Genomic DNA, 17,506 nt, shown 5'->3' with positions numbered 1-17,506 from the left:
TATATTTTTCTATACATAGTCACTTACTTCATTTTGAGAGTCTGTATCCAGGGTTGCTCTTTGGATGTATGTAGGGCAAGCTGCTCATCCATTGCTGACTGGAGTCAGTTTGCCGCCGCCGGACAAATAATCGTCTTCCCGTTCAACCAGCTATTTGCACTCGCACTTGCATCATAATAAATCGTGTGTCCGTTATCCATAGCGCCCACTGAAGAATTGCTGAATGCTAAAAGAGCAGACCCTCCGGTGTGCGGAGAGCCTGCTATCTTCAAAATCTATCATCTGTATTGTATTGCGCTTCAAGTTGGGCCTTTCTCTTTTCCAGGCTGGCTGTATCGTTAGTGCTGGATGAAGGTGAAGTGCTTGCAACAGATATAGAACTGCTGGATGTCGATGAAATATTCATATCATTTTTCCACCTTTATAAAATGTAGGTTTGCAATTGTGGAATAGCCCGTTTTAAAATCGTTTTAAGTCATGATACTGCACCGGAATCTCTAAGATGACGATGAAACAGATTGCTCAAAAACCTTAGCGATTTTATCAAATAAAGCTGATATTTCTTCATCTGTTGCATTCGATTCGTCCGTATTTCCCATTGCGTTTTTCAGGGCAGAGAGCAGATCTGTTTCTTGATCATTCTCCGAAGTGGTCGACCCGGATACAGGACTGGAACTCAGGATGCTTTGCAAATCACTCAGCAAGGATCTTTTTTCATCTACCGTAAGCTCTTGTTCAGATGCGGTACTGTTATCCTCTTGGTTGGAGGCTTCTTGGATATTCCATGCAAATGGAGGCATAATTCCGCCCATGGCTTGCATCATCGGAGGCAGACCACTGCTATCAGCTTCAGGCTGGAATGAGCCCCCTTCAGACGGCGGTGCAGGACGATTATTTTGAATCGTTTCTGCTACCTTATCGAATAGATCTGATACCTCCTTATCCGTTGCCGTGGAAAGATCGAAACCCGATAATAAGTCGGTAATCGAGGCCAATGGGTTTTTCGTGCTGCTGGTAAGCTCATCTGAATCAGAGGAAGTACCTGAATACGTCAGGTAGCTTTGCAGATCAGACAATAGTGTTTTCTGTTGGTCCGTAGTCAGCGTAAAGGGTTCCTGAATTTTGTTGTAATCGTTACTGCTGTAAACGTTACTGTAGTTTTCAGTAGGTAGTGAAGCCTGCATCCTCTCGCGTATTCTGCAAATTCCTTGCTCAATTCGAGTGAATCGTTAGATTTCTTGTGTGTCGTGTGACCCGTGTTATCTAATCCATTCTCGTTTGACTTCACCGTATTCGAATGTTCGTAGGAAGTCGTAATCAGATGCCTGTTAATGGATGGTGACAAAGTAGATCCCCTCTCTGTGTACATTAGTTTTTAGCAGCACACCTACCTTTCATCGGTAGCAAAACTGAATGTAGCCTGAGAGCACGCTGAATGATAACTGAATAATTATCCCCATTTCCCTAGACTATAGCCAAGGAAAATCCCCGCCGTCGGACGGGGATATGAACCCTACTCCAGACAGGAGTAAGTATAGGGATAATTTGTTACTCTTAGCAGAGAATAAACGAACGTATTCAGAAAAGTGAAAGAAGGGGAACGGTTCATGATCCGTATTAGTCATTTGGTTCACGAAAGATTTATGTTCTTATTTAAATTTTTGCATTCACCTACATATGTGGGGAGTGTAACACCAAGCTCCAGATTTCTGGCTAAAAGTATGATTGAATCTATTCCTTGGAGTGAAGTTCATGCCGTCGCCGAGCTTGGGGCTGGCACGGGAGCAATTACCCAATATATTTCTCCAGCTGCAAGAGCCCAAACCAAGGTTCTGCTGTTTGAAAAGGATCAGACTATGCAGGAGAGCTTAAAAAGAAGGTTCCCGAATTATCTGTGTTATTCCGATTCACGTGAGCTTCAGCTTGCCATAAAAAATGCCGAAATTGACCAGCTTGACTGCATAATAAGCGGGCTACCCTTTTTTAATTTCCCACAAGCCATGCGAAATCAGATCGTAGAGCAAATTCATCTATCGCTCAGAGATGGAGGAATGTTCATCGCCTTTCAATATTCTACACAAATGAAGCAGCAGTTAGGTGAATGGTTTGATATTGAAGAGATCAAATTTGTGCCCATGAACGTTCCACCCGCATTCGTCTATGTATGCCGGAAGAAAGCATAAGTAAGGGGGAAAATGGGTATGGACATTGAACATTTAATTTCCATCATTGAAGAGTACGGCTATGCGGCATTATTCTTTACTCTATGGCTCGGAATCGTGGGGCTACCCATTCCAGACGAAGTCGTTGTGATGACTGGCGGGGCTGTAACAAGCATAGGAATCCTTCATCCGCTACCCGCTTTTTTAATGGTTTATCTTGGGGTTATATCGGGCTTATCCTTAGGATATGTACTGGGGAGACTGTTAGGTATATCCGTTTTGGACCGTTTGCGACGACGGAAAAAAATGGACAAGTACATTACCTTTTCGGAAAATTTAGTACATAAGTATGGAAATTTCACGATTTGCATTAGCTATTTGCTGCCCATTGTCCGTCACATTATTCCTTACATCGTCGGTATCAATAAAATAAGCTTCAAACGCTATGCACTTTTCTCTTATTCAACTGGCTTGATTTGGACGCTAATCTTCTTTCTGCTCGGACGTTTCTTTGGCAAGCATGTAGAGACAGCTGGAGAACTGATACATCGTTATGGCTCGCAGGTTACTCTGCTTGTCATTGTACTGACCATTATATTTTTTACAATGAAATATGTATGGGGGAAGAAAACAACGGAGGAGTAAAGGAATAGCATTTTAAAGAGAATTTCCATCAAGGTCGAAAAAACGTTTTTAAGTGTTTTATTACTTTGATTATCTCTGATTTATGGTATACTTTTCTAGTACAATATACGGCTATAGAGGGCGGTCGGCTAATCTCCCAGAAGGGAGGTGATGCCCATGGAGGTCAAAGATGCTATCTCCTTAATGATCATGTTCGGCATGTTCATTCTGGCGTTACTTACCTACATGAAAAAGAAATAGACCGCCCTGACCAAAGGTAAACGGTCTATTCTCGACCTTATCTTACGCGGCCGACTGCTCTTTATGCAGTTGTTGTATGCTGGAGCCGTGTTAGAGCACGGCTCCTTACTTATTCTTACCTCATTATAACCGATTTTATTACGTAATTACATGTTTTTATTAATCAGATTTCTAAATTATTTGATATTCGAGTTTCATACTCCAGATGAGGAGCTATAGAGTCAGATCATCCCGTGAGTATTCCCCAAATAAATTTAACCTTGCTAGGAGAACTCATCCTAATAATATCTTGACCACAACTGCGCACTCTACTTGCGTCAAAATTGTCGATTCAGCTTAAATAAATTGAACTCGAAAAATGAAACACAAAAACGGAGTAGGCGGAATGGTGCTGTACAAGCGAGGCGGTCGCTTTTGTCCCCGGATTTTTGCTTAAACAAAGCTTAATTCAAGAAATCCGGGGGCGGGGGCGCTGGGAAGCACCATCCGACTGCGCAGTGGCACGACAGGTAACTCTTTAGTTCAGGCTTGTCCTTTTTAGCAATACTATCCATATGATATACTATAAACTAACAACAGAATGGCTTAGATGGGCGGTCGGCTAGTCTCCTGCAAAGGAGGTGATGCCTGTGGAGGTTAAAGATACATTGATGTTGATGATTCAATTTGCGACATTGGTGATCTTGATTATTTCCTTCAACAAAAAGAAATAGACCGCCCTCTGGAAAAGGTTAGCGGTCTATTTCACTAATCCAACTCTACAGCCACCGCCCTTATAAGCGGCTGTTGTAAAAGAGTGAGGATGTTGGCAGCATCCTTACTCTTTTTCAGTATATACTTATTAGCTTTAGTTTATCATAGGAAAAACCATATTTCCAATATGGAATATCTTTTAAATGATGCCCACACCCCGAGCTATTTCTTTAATTGAAGCAGCTTAACCAGCTTGTCATGAATGGCAGTATTCGGGTAATTCCCGCTAAACTGAGAGGAGCCCGGTCCCATTGCAGTCAATGCAACATCTACTGCGGTGTGTCCTTTTGTCGTCCAATCAATATAGAACGTTTCGTCCGTACCATGAATGGTGAAAGGACCGTCTTCATTGGTTGTACCATCGTCGGCTTCATCTTTCGCATCCTTACCTTCAATCGCCAAACCGCCTGTTTCATGGTCCGCCGTCACCAATACTAATGTATCTGGATGGGCTTTGGCATAATCCTTAGCTACTTTAACAGCCTTATCCAGCTGTTGCCCGGCCTTAATCGTTAATTCACCTTCATTGTCATGCGCCATCTCATCTGTTCCTTCTTCCTCTACCATCAGGAAAAAGCCTTTTTTGTTTTTGGAAAGAATGTCAATCGCTTTCGCTGTCATATCTGGCAAAGAAACCGTTGGGTTGTAAGAGTTGCCGAGCTTGTTGTGAGCTTGGAACATTTCTTCATTGGCGAACAATCCGAGCAGTTTAGAGCCTTTGGCTGCTTTCATTTCTGCCTGATCTGTCACATAACTATAGCCCAATTTCTTGGCCTGCTCCACCAAATTTCCCTGAGTTCCCTTACTGGCTTCCTCAGGATCTTCTGCCGGGGCATCAGGATGTTTACCGGCTGTTCCTGCCGGATACCAGAAATCCTCACCACCGCCCAGAATAACATCCAGCTTACTCTTTTCCAGATACTGCTTGGCAATCTCACTTTGAGCAGAACGCTTCTCAACATGCGCACCAAAGGCTGCACCTGTTGCGTCTGTCACTTGGCTTGTCGTCACGACACCTGTTGACATACCTGCTTTTTTAGCCAACTCCATAATCGTTGTGACTGGTTTTTTATTCAAATCCATCCCAATAGCACCGTTATATGTTTTTACACCTGTTGCAATTGCAGTAGCCGCAGCTGCCGAATCTGTAACCAGGTTGTCCCCCGAGCTCGTGCTAACGAGGCCCGTTACCGGCAGATTGTCCATTTCAAGCAATCCCGACTTTCCAACCGTGGCCAAGCGAATCGCGTTGCGACTTGCTTCTCCCATACCATCGCCGATAAAAATAATGACATTTTTAGGAGCAGTGGCTCTTGCTGATGCAGCATTTTGTCCTTTCGATGCCTGTGCGGTAGTGGATTTGGTAGCTGACGCTGCAAAAGCCTTAGGAATATCTGAGGATAACAATGGCGCACTCAAGACGGTAAGGGCGCTTAAAGCAAGAAGACTCTTTTTCACTGAATGCTTTTTCACAAGGTCACACTCCAATAAAGTTAATATATGATGAAATAATCATATATTTGTTTTGTGAAATTTTATAAAGCAATAGATTATGCGAATGTAAAAATTATTTTCATAAAACATAAAAAAGGCACCGACTCTTGTATGTTAAAGTCGATGCCTTCTGTAGTTTTTAAAAACTATTTTTAGTTAAATCGCAGCAATTTCCTTGCCGATCGGCATGGTATAGTAAAGCGGCTTTTGCTGTTCATTTTGCTGATAGACTACTAGTAGCAGTGTTCGCCCTTCAGCAGTCAATGGGCTACCGCCACTCAGGATATGTTCCAGACTGAACGGTAAAATATCCAGCACAGCGTGCTTTTGCAGCTCCTTTTCACCCAGCTTCAAGGAAGCGAAGGCCGGGATCATCTCGCGATATGGCTGTGATTGCTGGCTGCTCATAGCGGGATGGACATCCGTAGCAGAAGAAGGAGATGCTTGTACACCATGCTGTGTCGAAGCCTCTCTCACCGTCTCAGCCACAACGTCCGCAACCACAGGTGACAACAGTACATCCGGGTGCTGAAGAACCATTTTCATATAGCTGGACCAGTCGTCCTTCTCCAAAGTATGCTCCCACCAGATTTTACGCGGCTTGTATTTATGGTTCAGGAAATAATCGAGCTTCATCAGCCCGAGTACGATCTCCATTCGCTTCGTTGCGCGCGATACCAGAAAGGACTGGAGACGCGTGAACAAGTCTTCGAGCTGGTGGCCAATTTTTTGCCAGCCTTGCCCCTCCCAGTAGTCTCCGAACTCTTGAAAGAAATCAAAGGCGGAGACAAATTCACGTTCGATCAAATAGTTCACCGTATGATCCATACGATGGGAATTCCAGTATTTCTCCAATACATCTTCCAAGCGTTTGAGCCGAACGATATCAGCAAAGGAAAGGACATCATTGCTCAGCATTTCATAAGGTGCCACATCCATGTATGTGTAATTATATTTATCGGCGTCAATACGCAGCCCCGTACCTCGCAGCATTTTGAGGAAACCGAGCTGGAGCTCTTCCGGGCCGAGCGCAAAAACGTCATTAAACGTTTTACGGAAGGTATTGTAGTCCTCCAAAGGCAGACCAGCGATCAGATCCAGATGCTGGTCGATTTTGCCGCTTTGCTTGACCTTCGTAACGGTGCGGGAAAGCTTGGCAAAATTCTGCCGGCGCTTAACCAGCTCATTGGTCGGGTCGTTCGTCGACTGGACACCGATTTCAAAGCGAAAGATGCCCGGCGGCGCATTTTCCGCCAAATAATCCAACACCTCGGGACGCATAATATCTGCTGTAATCTCAAACTGGAAGACACAGCCGCGATGGTTTTCAATCAGAAATTTGAACATCTCCAGCGCATAGTCCCGTTTGATATTAAATGTACGGTCCACAAACTTGATCAATTTAGCCCCGTTGTCAATCAGATACAAAATGTCCGACTTTGTGCGCTCAATATCGTAATAACGCACCCCGACCTCAATGCTCGACAGACAAAACTGGCAGCTGAACGGACACCCCCGGCTCGTTTCAAAATAAACAACCCGCTTCCCGAGTTCCGGTAAATCTTCGGCAAAGCGATAGGGCGACGGCAGCTCGTTCAAATCCGCCTTCGGGCGGCCCGGCATCAGGATAACCTCTTCTCCCTTGCGGTAAGCCAGTCCATATACAAAATGGAACTTGCGCTCCCCCTCCAGCTCCTGGAGCAGTTGATGGAACGTTTCTTCTCCCTCACCAACAACGATAAAATCCACATTCGCCAAGCGCTTCATCCAGTGCTCTGTATCGTAAGATACCTCCGGACCCCCCAGTACGATTTTGACCTCGGGCATAATCTTTTTCAACACATCAATCACTTTAATGGTCTCTTCAATGTTCCATATATAGCAGGAGAAGCCGATGACATCTGCTCCCCGCTGGAACAAATCGGATACGATGTTCATCACCGGGTCCTTGATCGTATACTCCGCCAGCTCGATGTCAAAATCCTTTTCACTGTAGGCTTTGAGACATCGGATGGCCAGCGAGGTATGAATATATTTTGCATTTAACGTTGATAAAATGACTTTCATAGGTCACAACCTTCTATAGTTTGCATGGATGCTTCTATTCTTTAGTATAGCTATTCAAAATCCTCATACACATCGTCTGGATAAATCTCATTCTCGTTCACCGTTCCACCGACATTCCCCTGATTTTGAAAAAAATCAAGAAACAGCTTGCCATACTTGCGGAACTTCACTTCACCGACACCCTTGATCCGCAGCATATCTGCCTCGGATTGCGGGTTCGCCACACTCATCTCACGTAATGTAGCATCATTGAAAATGATATAAGACGGTACATGCTCCTGAGCGGCCAGATCACGGCGGATCAGGCGCAATTGCTCAAATACGGTTTCATTGACCGCCGCTGGATATGCATCGCGTCCCTGTCTTCCGCGTGAACCTGCCCCACCTGCAAAAGCCGTGGCATGTCGAACCACACGCTGCATAACTTCACGCTGACCTTTCAGCACTTCAACTGCAAGTTGCTGCAAACGAACGACCGGATATTGGCCCTCAGACAACATCAAATAGCCTTCCGATACGAGAACATTGATAATTTCAGCAATTTCTTTTTCCGTCCGATTGCCCATCACCCCATAGGTTGGAAGGCTGTCAAAACCATACTGGAGCACCTTTTTGTTGCGTGAACCTTTCAACACTGAGGCTACCATCGAAACCCCAAAACGCTCCCGCATGCGATGAATGCATGAAAAAATCTTTTGCGCATCTATGGTCATATCGACCAGCTCCCGTTCATCCGTGCACGAGCTGCATACGCCACAAGCTTCATGCTCCTCTGCCTCGCCGAAATACTCAAGCTGTGCTGTACGTAGGCAGCGAGTTGTGTAGCAATAGTCAACCATCTGCTGGAGCTTGCGGTAGTCGTTGCGCTTGCGGTCTTCATCCTGCGGATTTTGCTCAATCAGGAACTTTTGAGTGATAATATCTTGCGGTCCGAACAACAAAATGCATTGACTCGGATCGCCATCACGTCCTGCGCGCCCCGCTTCTTGGACGTAGGCTTCCATATTTTTAGGCATGTTGTAGTGAATGACATAGCGCACGTTCGATTTATCAATCCCCATACCGAAGGCGTTGGTCGCAACGATGACACGGATATCGTCGTACAGGAAGCCTTCCTGGCTATCTGCACGTTCCTGATCTGTCATCCCGGCATGATAGCGTCCAGCTGCCATGCCCGCATCGCGCAGCCGTTGGTACAAATCGTCCACGTCTTTACGAGTCGCCGCATAAATAATGCCTGATTCACCCTCATGCTCTCGGGCATAATTCAGCAAAAAGCTGCGCTTGTCTTCCCCGCGCAGCACGCTGAACGCCAAATTCGGCCGTCCAAGGCCTGTGACGAACGTCTCCGGTGAGCGCAGACGAAGCAGCCGCACGATGTCGTCCATAACCTGCGGAGTTGCCGTTGCCGTAAACGCAGCTACAATCGGGCGTTCATACAGCCCTTCCACGAACGGAGCCACGGCCAGATAGCTGGTGCGGAAATCATGGCCCCACTGGGATACACAGTGAGCCTCATCCACCGCAACGCAGGAAATCGGCAGCTGGGTCATCTCATCGCGGAACCAATCCAGCTCCAGCCGCTCTGGTGCAACATACAGCAGCTTCAAATCGCCATTCCGTGCGGCGCGGATGCGGTCATTCACTTCTCGCCCGCTCAGCGTGCTATTGATATACGCAGCCGCGATTCCCATCGTCGTCAGCGCATCCACCTGATCCTTCATTAGCGAGATGAGCGGTGATACAACAATCGTTATACCCTCATGCAATAAGGCAGGAATTTGGTAGCATATGGACTTCCCGCCGCCTGTCGGCATAATTCCTAACGTATCGTTGCCTTCCAGCATACTGGCGACAATTTTCTTTTGTCCCTCCCGGAAGTCGGGATAGCCATAAAATTTTTGTAGTAAATCCTGCGCCCGTTCCAACGTCGGTGCTTGTACACTCATAAATTTAAAACCCCTCATATTTCCAGCGTCCTCGACGCATATCAGCTTTTCTTTCGGTATCTTTAGTTTACCGGGGTTCAAGGTAATGTTCAACCGCTGGAAGACCGTTATACAAGTTTCCTTCCCCATGGCATTCGCTGTTTTCTCATGATATAGTGAACACGGTACCGCAGTTGTACACAATGATGAGATACGGTACCAAGAAGGAGAAAGAATCCATGAACAATCGGAAACCCCAACGAAAAAATCATACAAAATCAACGTTTAACACAGGCGGCTCCAAGCGCAACCACAAATCTGCCGAAAAACCTGGCTCACATAGACCGGAAGCACAAGGAAAAAAGAGCACTTTTGATAAAACTCCTGCAAAAACATATATCGTCCAAGAGCCTGCCGAGCTGCTGAGCTTTTTGGTAGAGCATGTCACTGGAATGGGGCGTAATTCCATTAAATCAGCGCTTGCCCGAGGACAGGTGTCTGTAGACGGCGTGGCACGCACAGTACACAACTTCCCACTGGAGCAAGGTCATACCGTCACACTCTCCAAGGAAAAAGTTGCTCCCGAGGTGCCGCTGACCGGCCTGCGTATTTTACATGAGGATGAAGCCATCATTGTCATTCATAAGGATGCCGGGCTTCTGTCCGTCGCCTCTGCGCAGGAAAAGGAAGTGACAGCCTACCGCCAGCTTACGGCCCATGTGCGGCGAGAACATCCGTATAATCGTATTTTTGTGCTGCATCGTTTGGATCGGGATACGTCAGGAGTCATGATGTTTGCCAAAAGCGAGGCCATACAGCAGCAAATGCAACAAGCGTGGAAGGAAGTGGTGTATGAACGAACATACATCGCTCTCGTAGAAGGGCAGATTAAAAAAACGGAGGGTACGATCTCCTCATGGCTGAAGGAAAGCAAAACGCTGAAAATGTACTCCAGTCCATATCCGAATGACGGGCAACACGCGGTCACTCATTACAAGCTGCTTCAAGCTAATCGGCATTTTTCCTTGCTGGAAGTACGTTTGGAAACCGGACGCAAGAACCAGATTCGCGTACATATGGAGGATATCGGTCATCCGATTGTTGGAGATAAAAAATATGGCTCCAAATCCAAGTCGATCGGCCGCCTTGGTCTGCACGCACGCGTATTGTCATTTATTCATCCCGTCACTGGGGTATTGCTGCGTTTTGAATCCGACACGCCTAAGACCTTTTTGAATCTGTTTCGGGATTAAAATGGTATAAGGCATGCAGGGATTGGATGGAAATATGAATGGAAAGCTTGGGGCTGTATGGGTCAGCCCCAAGCTTTGTTGATTAAGCGGTATGTTGCCGAACACCGTCAGCCATTTTCATCAATTCATCCCATATGTATACGGGAGTGTTGCATACTGGACAATTTAGCCAACCGTTTAAATAAGGCAAATGGGTCAAAAGCTTGTTCTCTTCGATTTTCTGGGTGTACTCATGTAGCCACTGTATATCGGAACCTCTATGATCCAATAGACCGGGGTGAATCGGATGGGGAATCAGGCTGCTTGAAAGTACAGGATCTTTATCGTAAACGATCAGGGCATCACTCTGTTCAGCAGGCCAAATATAGAGTGGGACACCGCAATGCGGACAATCCAGCGTATATTCGTCCCCTGTATCGAAACTTTGAAGCATATTAGCTATACTGCGATAGCCTTGAAAGGCAGCAGCAGCAGCCAAAACATAACGCTTGCCTATATTTCCCTCGTGTTCTTTCGCATTAAGCACCATTTCTTCGGTCAACTGTGCAAGTCTTACAATCGCATGTTGATATTGCTCATAAATATATTCAGCCACACTAGAATCCACTTCTATTTGATCCCTTGTAAATTCCAGTGGAACTTTGGTATGCAAAGGATTGTAATTTTTCGCTTCGAATATTCCGCAGATGTTATATATATCCGCACGAATACCTACATCAGAGCTGTTTAATGCAATGTCTACAAGGTAAGGTACGGCTGCAAATGTACAAGTATACAACGTGTTTTGGTGATATAGTTCCTCCCAATACAAGGTGTCAGCTATTTCGCCGTCATATCCGGCTTGGAGCTGGTTCAACATTTCCGGAACGTATTGAGAAGAACCGTAGGGGCCTTGGAGCAAATCCCAGACCGGATCGGACAAAGCCAGCATCTTGGTACTCCTTTCACCGTTTTTCTTACAGAAACGTGGGATCAGGTTATGCAATCCCTTTTGCCATCAAAATTCATTTAACTTCATAATTCTTAGCTTTTTAGGTTTATACGCATATTATAAACTGAAGTTGCTTTTCTCGTTTACGCAATGTACAAAGTCACTATCTTCGGGGTCTATAATCATATTCGGTAAAGTTTTAAATATTATGAAGATGACATATACTTTTTTTGAACGTTAAAAAATAATGAAGTACATCTTGAATAGAGCGGTCAATCACCCGGATCTTCTGTTTACTACGAGTCCATTGTCGATTCTGTTCCAACAACACAACAACTAATCTTCTAACAACCCGCTTTTCCCACACTTGAGTAGACGCCCATATAGCCTTTTTCCTTATGTGCATAGTTCACATTATAAATCCTGTTACTTAAAAATCGCTAAGGGAGAAATAAAGTATATATATATTAATTTCCATACATGTTAAAACGAGATGATCCTCTGGTTCCCTTGCCTGTTTGCAATTCTCCCTAACGGGTAAGACATATTTGTTCATGCCTTTAGTCTTATAGCTACAGAACTGATTTGATGAATCGGTATATGAACAGGAACGTTGGGAATATTATGTATGAATACTGCAACCATAAGGGGAAATAGCCTATGACCATCACACCGGAACAGCGGATTACCCTGCACGGATTTAACAATCTGACCAAATCATTAAGCTTCAACATGTATGATATCTGTTACACCAAAACCAAAGAAGAACGCGAGGCCTATATTGAATATATTGATGAGCAATACAATTCGGACCGGCTGACAGCTATCCTGAAAAATGTATCCGACATTATCGGCGCCCATGTGCTCAACGTATCCCAACAGGACTATGTTCCTCAAGGAGCGAGCGTAACAGTGCTTATATCGGAAGGCCCTATTGTGGAGGTACCAACTGAATCATACGCCGAATCACCAGGCCCTCTGCCTGACTCTGTCGTGATACAGCTGGATAAAAGTCATATTACTGTCCACACCTATCCAGAGTATCATCCAGACGAGGGGATCAGTACGTTCCGAGCAGATATTGATGTCTCTACCTGTGGAGAAATTTCTCCGCTTAAGGCATTGCATTATTTGATCCATTCTTTCGACACAGATATTATGACGATTGATTATCGGGTACGCGGCTTTACGCGTGATACGAATGGACATAAGCTGTTCATTGACCATGACATCGCCTCCATTCAAAACTATATTCCCGACGAAGTACGCAGTCAGTATGACATGATAGATGTGAACGTGTATCAGGAAAATATTTTCCATACCAAATGCAAGCTAAAACAATTCGATTTGGACAATTATCTGTTCGGCTATACAAAGGAAAGCCTGAACATGGATGAGCAACATAACATATCAACACGCCTCAAAGCTGAAATGGACGAAATTTATTATGGTAAAAATATGACGTAACCAGATAAGCGCCTACGAATCCAATGATGCACAATACTAAATCATTTTTTTAAAGAAAAGGACGATTGCTTGGGCTGAAATGTAGCCGGGCTTTTGTCCTTTTCTGATGCGGAGTCATAGGTATCTTCCAGCTTTATCTGTACAAATGGGTGATTGTTCAATATGATAGGGAAAGAAACTACTAATTTGAAATGTCAGCAGCTATTTGGAGGCTCGCTTCCATTTGTAAGCGCAATCAATTGATTTTGTTATGCAACAAAAAGGAGGAATTTGCATGCAAGGCGGTATTGGCGGTAAAAATATCATTTTACGACTGGAAATTTCCACCGAGCACATCCAATTTGGTCAATTGATTACGCTGGTAAACGAACATGGCGGAGATGTCATTGCGATTGACGTCATTCGTACCTCTGAGAAAGTCACTGTGAGGGATATTACGGTGACCATTGCCGATCCAGCAGAAATCGACCGAATGATTACCCGGATCAAAAAAGCGCAAGGCGTAAAAGTATTGTCCATCTCTGATCGTACCTTTCTGCTACACCTTGGGGGTAAAATTGAAATGCAGCCCAAGGTTCCAATTCAGAATCGCGACGATTTGTCCCGGGTATATACCCCGGATGTGGCACGTGTATGCATGGCCATTCATGAGGAGCCGGACAAAGCCTTTCGGTTGACGATCAAACGCAACACAGTTGCTGTTGTCTCTGACGGAAGCGCCGTTCTCGGATTGGGTAACATCGGTCCCTACGCAGCCATGCCGGTCATGGAAGGTAAAGCCATGCTATTCAAGCAGCTCGGTTCCGTTGATGCCTTTCCGATTTGCCTGGATACACAGGACACCGAGGAAATTATCAAGGCTATTAAGCAATTGGCCCCAGCTTTTGGCGGCATTAATCTGGAGGATATTTCGTCACCACGTTGCTTTGAGATTGAGCAGCGGCTACGAAAAGAACTGGACATTCCAGTCTTTCATGACGATCAGCACGGCACAGCTGTCGTCTTATATGCTGGTCTGATCAATGCGCTGAAGGTCGTCGGCAAATCACTGTCTGAGGTCAAAATTGTCGTGTGTGGTATCGGCGCGGCGGGTGTGGCCTGCAGCAAGATTTTGCTATCTGCCGGAGCCGTCAACATCATTGGCGTAGACCGTCACGGAGCAATTACAGCTGATGAGACTTATGAGAACTCGATGTGGAACTGGTATGCGCAGCATACCAACCCCGAACGACTGTCTGGCTCGCTGTCTGAGGTTCTGAAGGACGCTGACGTGTTTATCGGTCTATCGGCAGGTGGACTGCTGCAACGAGAGGACGTGAAACGCATGAATAAGGCTCCTGTGCTATTCACCATGGCTAACCCTGTTCCTGAGATTGCGCCAGAGGAAGTCGAGGATATCGCAGGTGTCATCGCCACAGGACGTTCGGACTATCCTAATCAGATTAACAATGTGCTTTGTTTCCCCGGTATTTTTCGGGCAGCGCTTGACTGCCGTGCCCGTGAAATTAACGAGGAGATGAAGCTGGCAGCAGCAGAAGCCATCGCAAGCACTATCCGTCCCGAGGAGTTAAACAAGCTATATATTATTCCTGGGGTATTTAATGAGAGCGCTGTTCAACGTGTACGGGAAAATGTCATTAAAGCTGCAATTGCGAGCGGTGTCGCCAGAAGAGTACCCCGAGATTTCAGATAAAAGAAAAGGATTGCTCCCTTCATTACGGGTGCAATCCTTTTTTAAAATTCAGGCGCTAAATGGCCTATCGCAACAGCCGTTATGATCTCCATTTAGAGAACAATTGACTGGCCCGCTGGGCAAACTCCTCCAGGTTGAAACTGGAGTTATCCAGCTTGTAATACCACTTTTTAATCGTATCCAAAATCCAGGACGGGACTTTAACATCCGATATACCTGAATAAAACGTATGATACGCCCATACCAGATGCTCCCATCGTTTGTCATCGCCTTCTTTGACGTATTCAGATACATCCAATACCTTGGCACGTCCATTTTGCATCAGCACATTCTTGAGGTGGATATCACGTGGATTCAATCCCTTGGATCGGACAAATTCCCTCGCCTCTTCCACATCCAGAATGACCTGCTCCGGCACCGGTATTCCTTGGAGCAGACAATCCAGCAGCGTAATACCGGATTCATAGCTTATCACAATGTATTTATCGCCCTTCCCGTAATAATGAGGAAAATAATCGGACCCCTGCAAACGTTCATACACCTGGGCCTCCGCATCTTTCTTCTCGATCGCCATGCCTGAATACACCTTGAACGCGTAGCCGGGTAATGAATCAAGTGTAAATACGGCCGCATCTGTCCCGATGCCAATACAGCGGACGTCCTGGGTGACTGTTTTAATAGTAACTGGGTCATTATCCTCCGTACTGTAAACGGTCACTTGACTTATGATGTCGTCTGCTTGTCTCCATTGTTCAACCATGTGCGATCCCTTCCTTCTCGGTTCTAAACCATTTCAAATGAAGTTAGACATATGCCGGATAAGTTGTATTACGGGTTATCTTCAGGAACAGATTCAAAATGATGCAGGATTGATTTTGGAACATGCAATATGCACCGGGTTCAAAGTATCAGGCAGCAGTAATTTCTTCAACTCTGAATAACTTGCCGCTGTTTCATAGGCTCCCAACACGTCAGATTCCGGGGAAGCGTTCCTGTGATTGAACCAAATTACCCGCCAATTGGCGGCTACAGCTCCGGCCACATCATTCCGCCAGGAATCCCCAATATAGCAGCAATGCTCTGCCAAAGTTCCTGTCCGCTCGTTCACCACCTCAAAAATGCGTGGATCAGGCTTGGCATAGCCAACGGTTCCAGATACAAAGATATGTTCTGGTGCAACATGATTTTCCAGCGCCATCGCCTTGATTTTGCTCATCTGGTGCTCTTCAAGACCGTTCGTAATCAAGCCAACCAAATATCCAGCCGAGCTCAATGCATCCATTAAGGATGTAGCTCCCTCAAAAGGAGCTATCCGATACTGGCGATCCAAGTATACTTTTTGCACATGTGCCGCCTGCTCACGAGTGATATCTACTCCGAATTCCTGTAAAGCCAGAACAAAACGGCTCTCCCTCATATCGTCCAACTCATCTGATCCTGCCTTCCCCTCCAATAGTCCTCCTTGGGCCGACAATAGATCGCTATAATAACGAATGCGGTGGTAGGCTTCTTCATAAGGAAAACGCTCACTTAATCCTAATACTGTACGCAGCGCATCACGTGTAGGGTGCAAATGATCATACATAGTATCATCTACATCAAAAAAAACGGCCTTCTTTTGCAAATTCATATGCCCACTTCTTTCTGTAAAATCTTTGGATGACGCTCATCTTCACCTTGTCCTGATATTATACCCGTTGACCTGTTGTGTTGCACCCTACGCTTTTACGATCCGCCTACCGTTTTCACCGCTTGACACCTGCTAGCATACACTTAAAAGACCACTTTTTTTCGCAAATTCACTTTACTCCTGTACTGAACTAACATACTGAACTAACATAGGTATCTTGTCCTGCTTGACCCGAAAGAGTTTTATTCCTCAGTACACAGGTAGAAGGTCACATTTTTGAAAAGATTCGTTACAGAGGTTTACATTTCGTGTGAAATCACTTAACTTTTAGGGATGAATGCTTTACGGATGTACTTGGAAAAGGGAGGCATACACGATGGATTCCGGTTCTAACTTAGCCTACGGATCAGCTACACCTTTGATTGAGGCACTTATCGAATTTGAACAGGAGCTTGAAGCGAACCGGCATTCTCTGGGTTTTGATTTGGGATTGATTATGGAGCAGGGTCGCGCACCACGATATATGGCTACACCGCCAGACGTCATTCCTTTTGCCCATGCAGGCGTGGATGGAATACATTATGGTTTTTTAACCGATTTTGGACTTGAAAAGGATCTTTCACAGGCTCCCATTGTGTGCGTATCCCCCGTTGATTGGACAGGGGTATGGGTGGTTGCCCGCCATTTACAGGATTTTTTAAGCGTGGTTTTTACAGAAAACAGTTCATTAAAACGGTACTACGTCAATGGACAGGACTATTCTGGACATATAGATCAGCGAACAGCTCAGGCCGCAGATGAACGTACACAATTTGTACGCGAATGCTTTCGGGAACGCTTCAGTATCCAGCCGATACAGGATATGGCTGTCTACATCGACAATTTGCGATCGGAACGGAAGCAAATTGAAGCTGCTCCTACGTTGAACGGCTTGGGCATTCGGAGATTTTCTACTGCAAAGCATCACTCTTCTAATAAGGGTGCCCTTTTGAGCGTGGCAGAGCCCTTCCATTGGGAACAGCAAGGTGAAGCTGTGCGTGAGTTGTTTCGCAGCGGATCGTATGAAGCCAGACTGGCCTTTATTCGGGATGCCCAGACACGACATCTGTTCACCCATTCCGCCTTGCGTGCTTTTGTAGCAGGACAGCTTAAATCTATGGGCCTGTCTGAGGCCGCAGCATGTTTGGAGGAGTCCTATTATACAGTTATTCCAGATACGGTGGAATCTTAACCGAATTCTTGA

The 17,506-nt window shown here is 45.5% G+C and carries 16 protein-coding genes; 8 read left to right on the top strand and 8 right to left on the bottom strand.

The genetic code is table 11. From position 1 onward, the window contains the following. Nucleotides 1-104 precede the first annotated feature (104 nt). Together LCF57_RS13380 and LCF57_RS13375 are read right to left on the bottom strand one after the other, a co-directional pair. On the bottom strand, nucleotides 105-272 hold the full coding sequence (locus LCF57_RS13380; RefSeq protein WP_226001136.1) for a hypothetical protein: 168 nt from the start codon (nucleotides 270-272) through the stop codon (nucleotides 105-107). A 225-nt stretch (nucleotides 273-497) separates the two neighbouring features. Continuing rightward, entirely contained in the window at nucleotides 498-1,184 is a 687-nt protein-coding gene (locus LCF57_RS13375) for a hypothetical protein (RefSeq protein WP_226001135.1), read from the bottom strand. Between the two features lie 423 nt (nucleotides 1,185-1,607). On the opposite strand from LCF57_RS13375, the gene LCF57_RS13370 reads away from it, so the two are divergent. The 4 genes from LCF57_RS13370 to LCF57_RS28190 all read left to right on the top strand — a co-directional run bounded on the left by LCF57_RS13370 (nucleotide 1,608) and on the right by LCF57_RS28190 (nucleotide 3,760). Next, on the top strand, nucleotides 1,608-2,183 hold the full coding sequence (locus tag LCF57_RS13370; protein ID WP_226001134.1) for a class I SAM-dependent methyltransferase: 576 nt from the start codon (nucleotides 1,608-1,610) through the stop codon (nucleotides 2,181-2,183). 18 nt (nucleotides 2,184-2,201) lie between these two features. Beyond that, nucleotides 2,202-2,807: a DedA family protein gene (locus LCF57_RS13365; protein WP_226001133.1), complete on the top strand. Its 606-nt coding sequence runs from the start codon at nucleotides 2,202-2,204 to the stop codon at nucleotides 2,805-2,807. A gap of 150 nt (nucleotides 2,808-2,957) precedes the next feature. Beyond that, nucleotides 2,958-3,047: a putative holin-like toxin gene (locus LCF57_RS27890; protein WP_305954445.1), complete on the top strand. Its 90-nt coding sequence runs from the start codon at nucleotides 2,958-2,960 to the stop codon at nucleotides 3,045-3,047. 623 nt (nucleotides 3,048-3,670) lie between these two features. Beyond that, the gene (locus LCF57_RS28190) at nucleotides 3,671-3,760 is read left to right on the top strand and encodes a putative holin-like toxin (protein ID WP_007429455.1); all 90 of its coding nucleotides are present in this window, start codon (nucleotides 3,671-3,673) and stop codon (nucleotides 3,758-3,760) included. A gap of 202 nt (nucleotides 3,761-3,962) precedes the next feature. On the opposite strand, the gene LCF57_RS13350 is transcribed toward LCF57_RS28190, so the two are convergent. The 3 genes from LCF57_RS13350 to recQ all read right to left on the bottom strand — a co-directional run bounded on the left by LCF57_RS13350 (nucleotide 3,963) and on the right by recQ (nucleotide 9,310). Then, nucleotides 3,963-5,273, bottom strand: coding sequence for an alkaline phosphatase (locus LCF57_RS13350; RefSeq protein ID WP_226001132.1), 1,311 nt, complete (start codon nucleotides 5,271-5,273; stop codon nucleotides 3,963-3,965). Between the two features lie 177 nt (nucleotides 5,274-5,450). Next, nucleotides 5,451-7,361: a B12-binding domain-containing radical SAM protein gene (locus tag LCF57_RS13345; protein ID WP_226001131.1), complete on the bottom strand. Its 1,911-nt coding sequence runs from the start codon at nucleotides 7,359-7,361 to the stop codon at nucleotides 5,451-5,453. A gap of 50 nt (nucleotides 7,362-7,411) precedes the next feature. Further along, nucleotides 7,412-9,310: a DNA helicase RecQ gene (gene recQ / locus LCF57_RS13340; RefSeq protein ID WP_226001130.1), complete on the bottom strand. Its 1,899-nt coding sequence runs from the start codon at nucleotides 9,308-9,310 to the stop codon at nucleotides 7,412-7,414. Nucleotides 9,311-9,528: 218 nt separating this feature from the next. Here recQ and LCF57_RS13335 point away from each other — a divergent pair, with 218 nt between their 5' ends. Continuing rightward, nucleotides 9,529-10,542: an RluA family pseudouridine synthase gene (locus LCF57_RS13335; RefSeq protein WP_226001129.1), complete on the top strand. Its 1,014-nt coding sequence runs from the start codon at nucleotides 9,529-9,531 to the stop codon at nucleotides 10,540-10,542. A gap of 82 nt (nucleotides 10,543-10,624) precedes the next feature. Here the strand turns inward: LCF57_RS13335 and LCF57_RS13330 are convergent, their stop codons facing one another. Then, nucleotides 10,625-11,473 carry a hypothetical protein gene (locus tag LCF57_RS13330; protein ID WP_226001128.1) on the bottom strand — a complete coding sequence of 283 codons (849 nt, stop codon included), beginning with the start codon at nucleotides 11,471-11,473 and terminating at the stop codon, nucleotides 10,625-10,627. A 660-nt stretch (nucleotides 11,474-12,133) separates the two neighbouring features. Between LCF57_RS13330 and speD the strand changes: the two genes are divergently transcribed. Then, on the top strand, nucleotides 12,134-12,940 hold the full coding sequence (speD, locus tag LCF57_RS13325; RefSeq protein WP_226001127.1) for an adenosylmethionine decarboxylase: 807 nt from the start codon (nucleotides 12,134-12,136) through the stop codon (nucleotides 12,938-12,940). 274 nt (nucleotides 12,941-13,214) lie between these two features. Further along, the gene (locus LCF57_RS13320) at nucleotides 13,215-14,633 is read left to right on the top strand and encodes an NAD-dependent malic enzyme (RefSeq protein WP_226001126.1); all 1,419 of its coding nucleotides are present in this window, start codon (nucleotides 13,215-13,217) and stop codon (nucleotides 14,631-14,633) included. Nucleotides 14,634-14,712: 79 nt separating this feature from the next. Here the strand turns inward: LCF57_RS13320 and LCF57_RS13315 are convergent, their stop codons facing one another. Together LCF57_RS13315 and LCF57_RS13310 are read right to left on the bottom strand one after the other, a co-directional pair. Then, a complete protein-coding gene (locus LCF57_RS13315; protein ID WP_226001125.1) occupies nucleotides 14,713-15,393 on the bottom strand; it encodes a serine/threonine protein kinase in 681 nt (226 codons plus the stop codon). Between the two features lie 93 nt (nucleotides 15,394-15,486). Beyond that, entirely contained in the window at nucleotides 15,487-16,263 is a 777-nt protein-coding gene (locus LCF57_RS13310; RefSeq protein ID WP_226001124.1) for an HAD family hydrolase, read from the bottom strand. Between the two features lie 376 nt (nucleotides 16,264-16,639). Here LCF57_RS13310 and LCF57_RS13305 point away from each other — a divergent pair, with 376 nt between their 5' ends. Then, a complete protein-coding gene (locus tag LCF57_RS13305; protein ID WP_226001123.1) occupies nucleotides 16,640-17,494 on the top strand; it encodes a hypothetical protein in 855 nt (284 codons plus the stop codon). The last annotated feature ends 12 nt before the right edge of the window (nucleotides 17,495-17,506 follow it).

The organism is Paenibacillus sp. BJ-4 (genome assembly GCF_020404765.1).
Taxonomy (GTDB): domain Bacteria; phylum Bacillota; class Bacilli; order Paenibacillales; family Paenibacillaceae; genus Paenibacillus.
The sequence above is the reverse complement of the archived record's forward strand: the minus strand, read 5'-3'. Positions and strand labels throughout refer to the sequence as shown.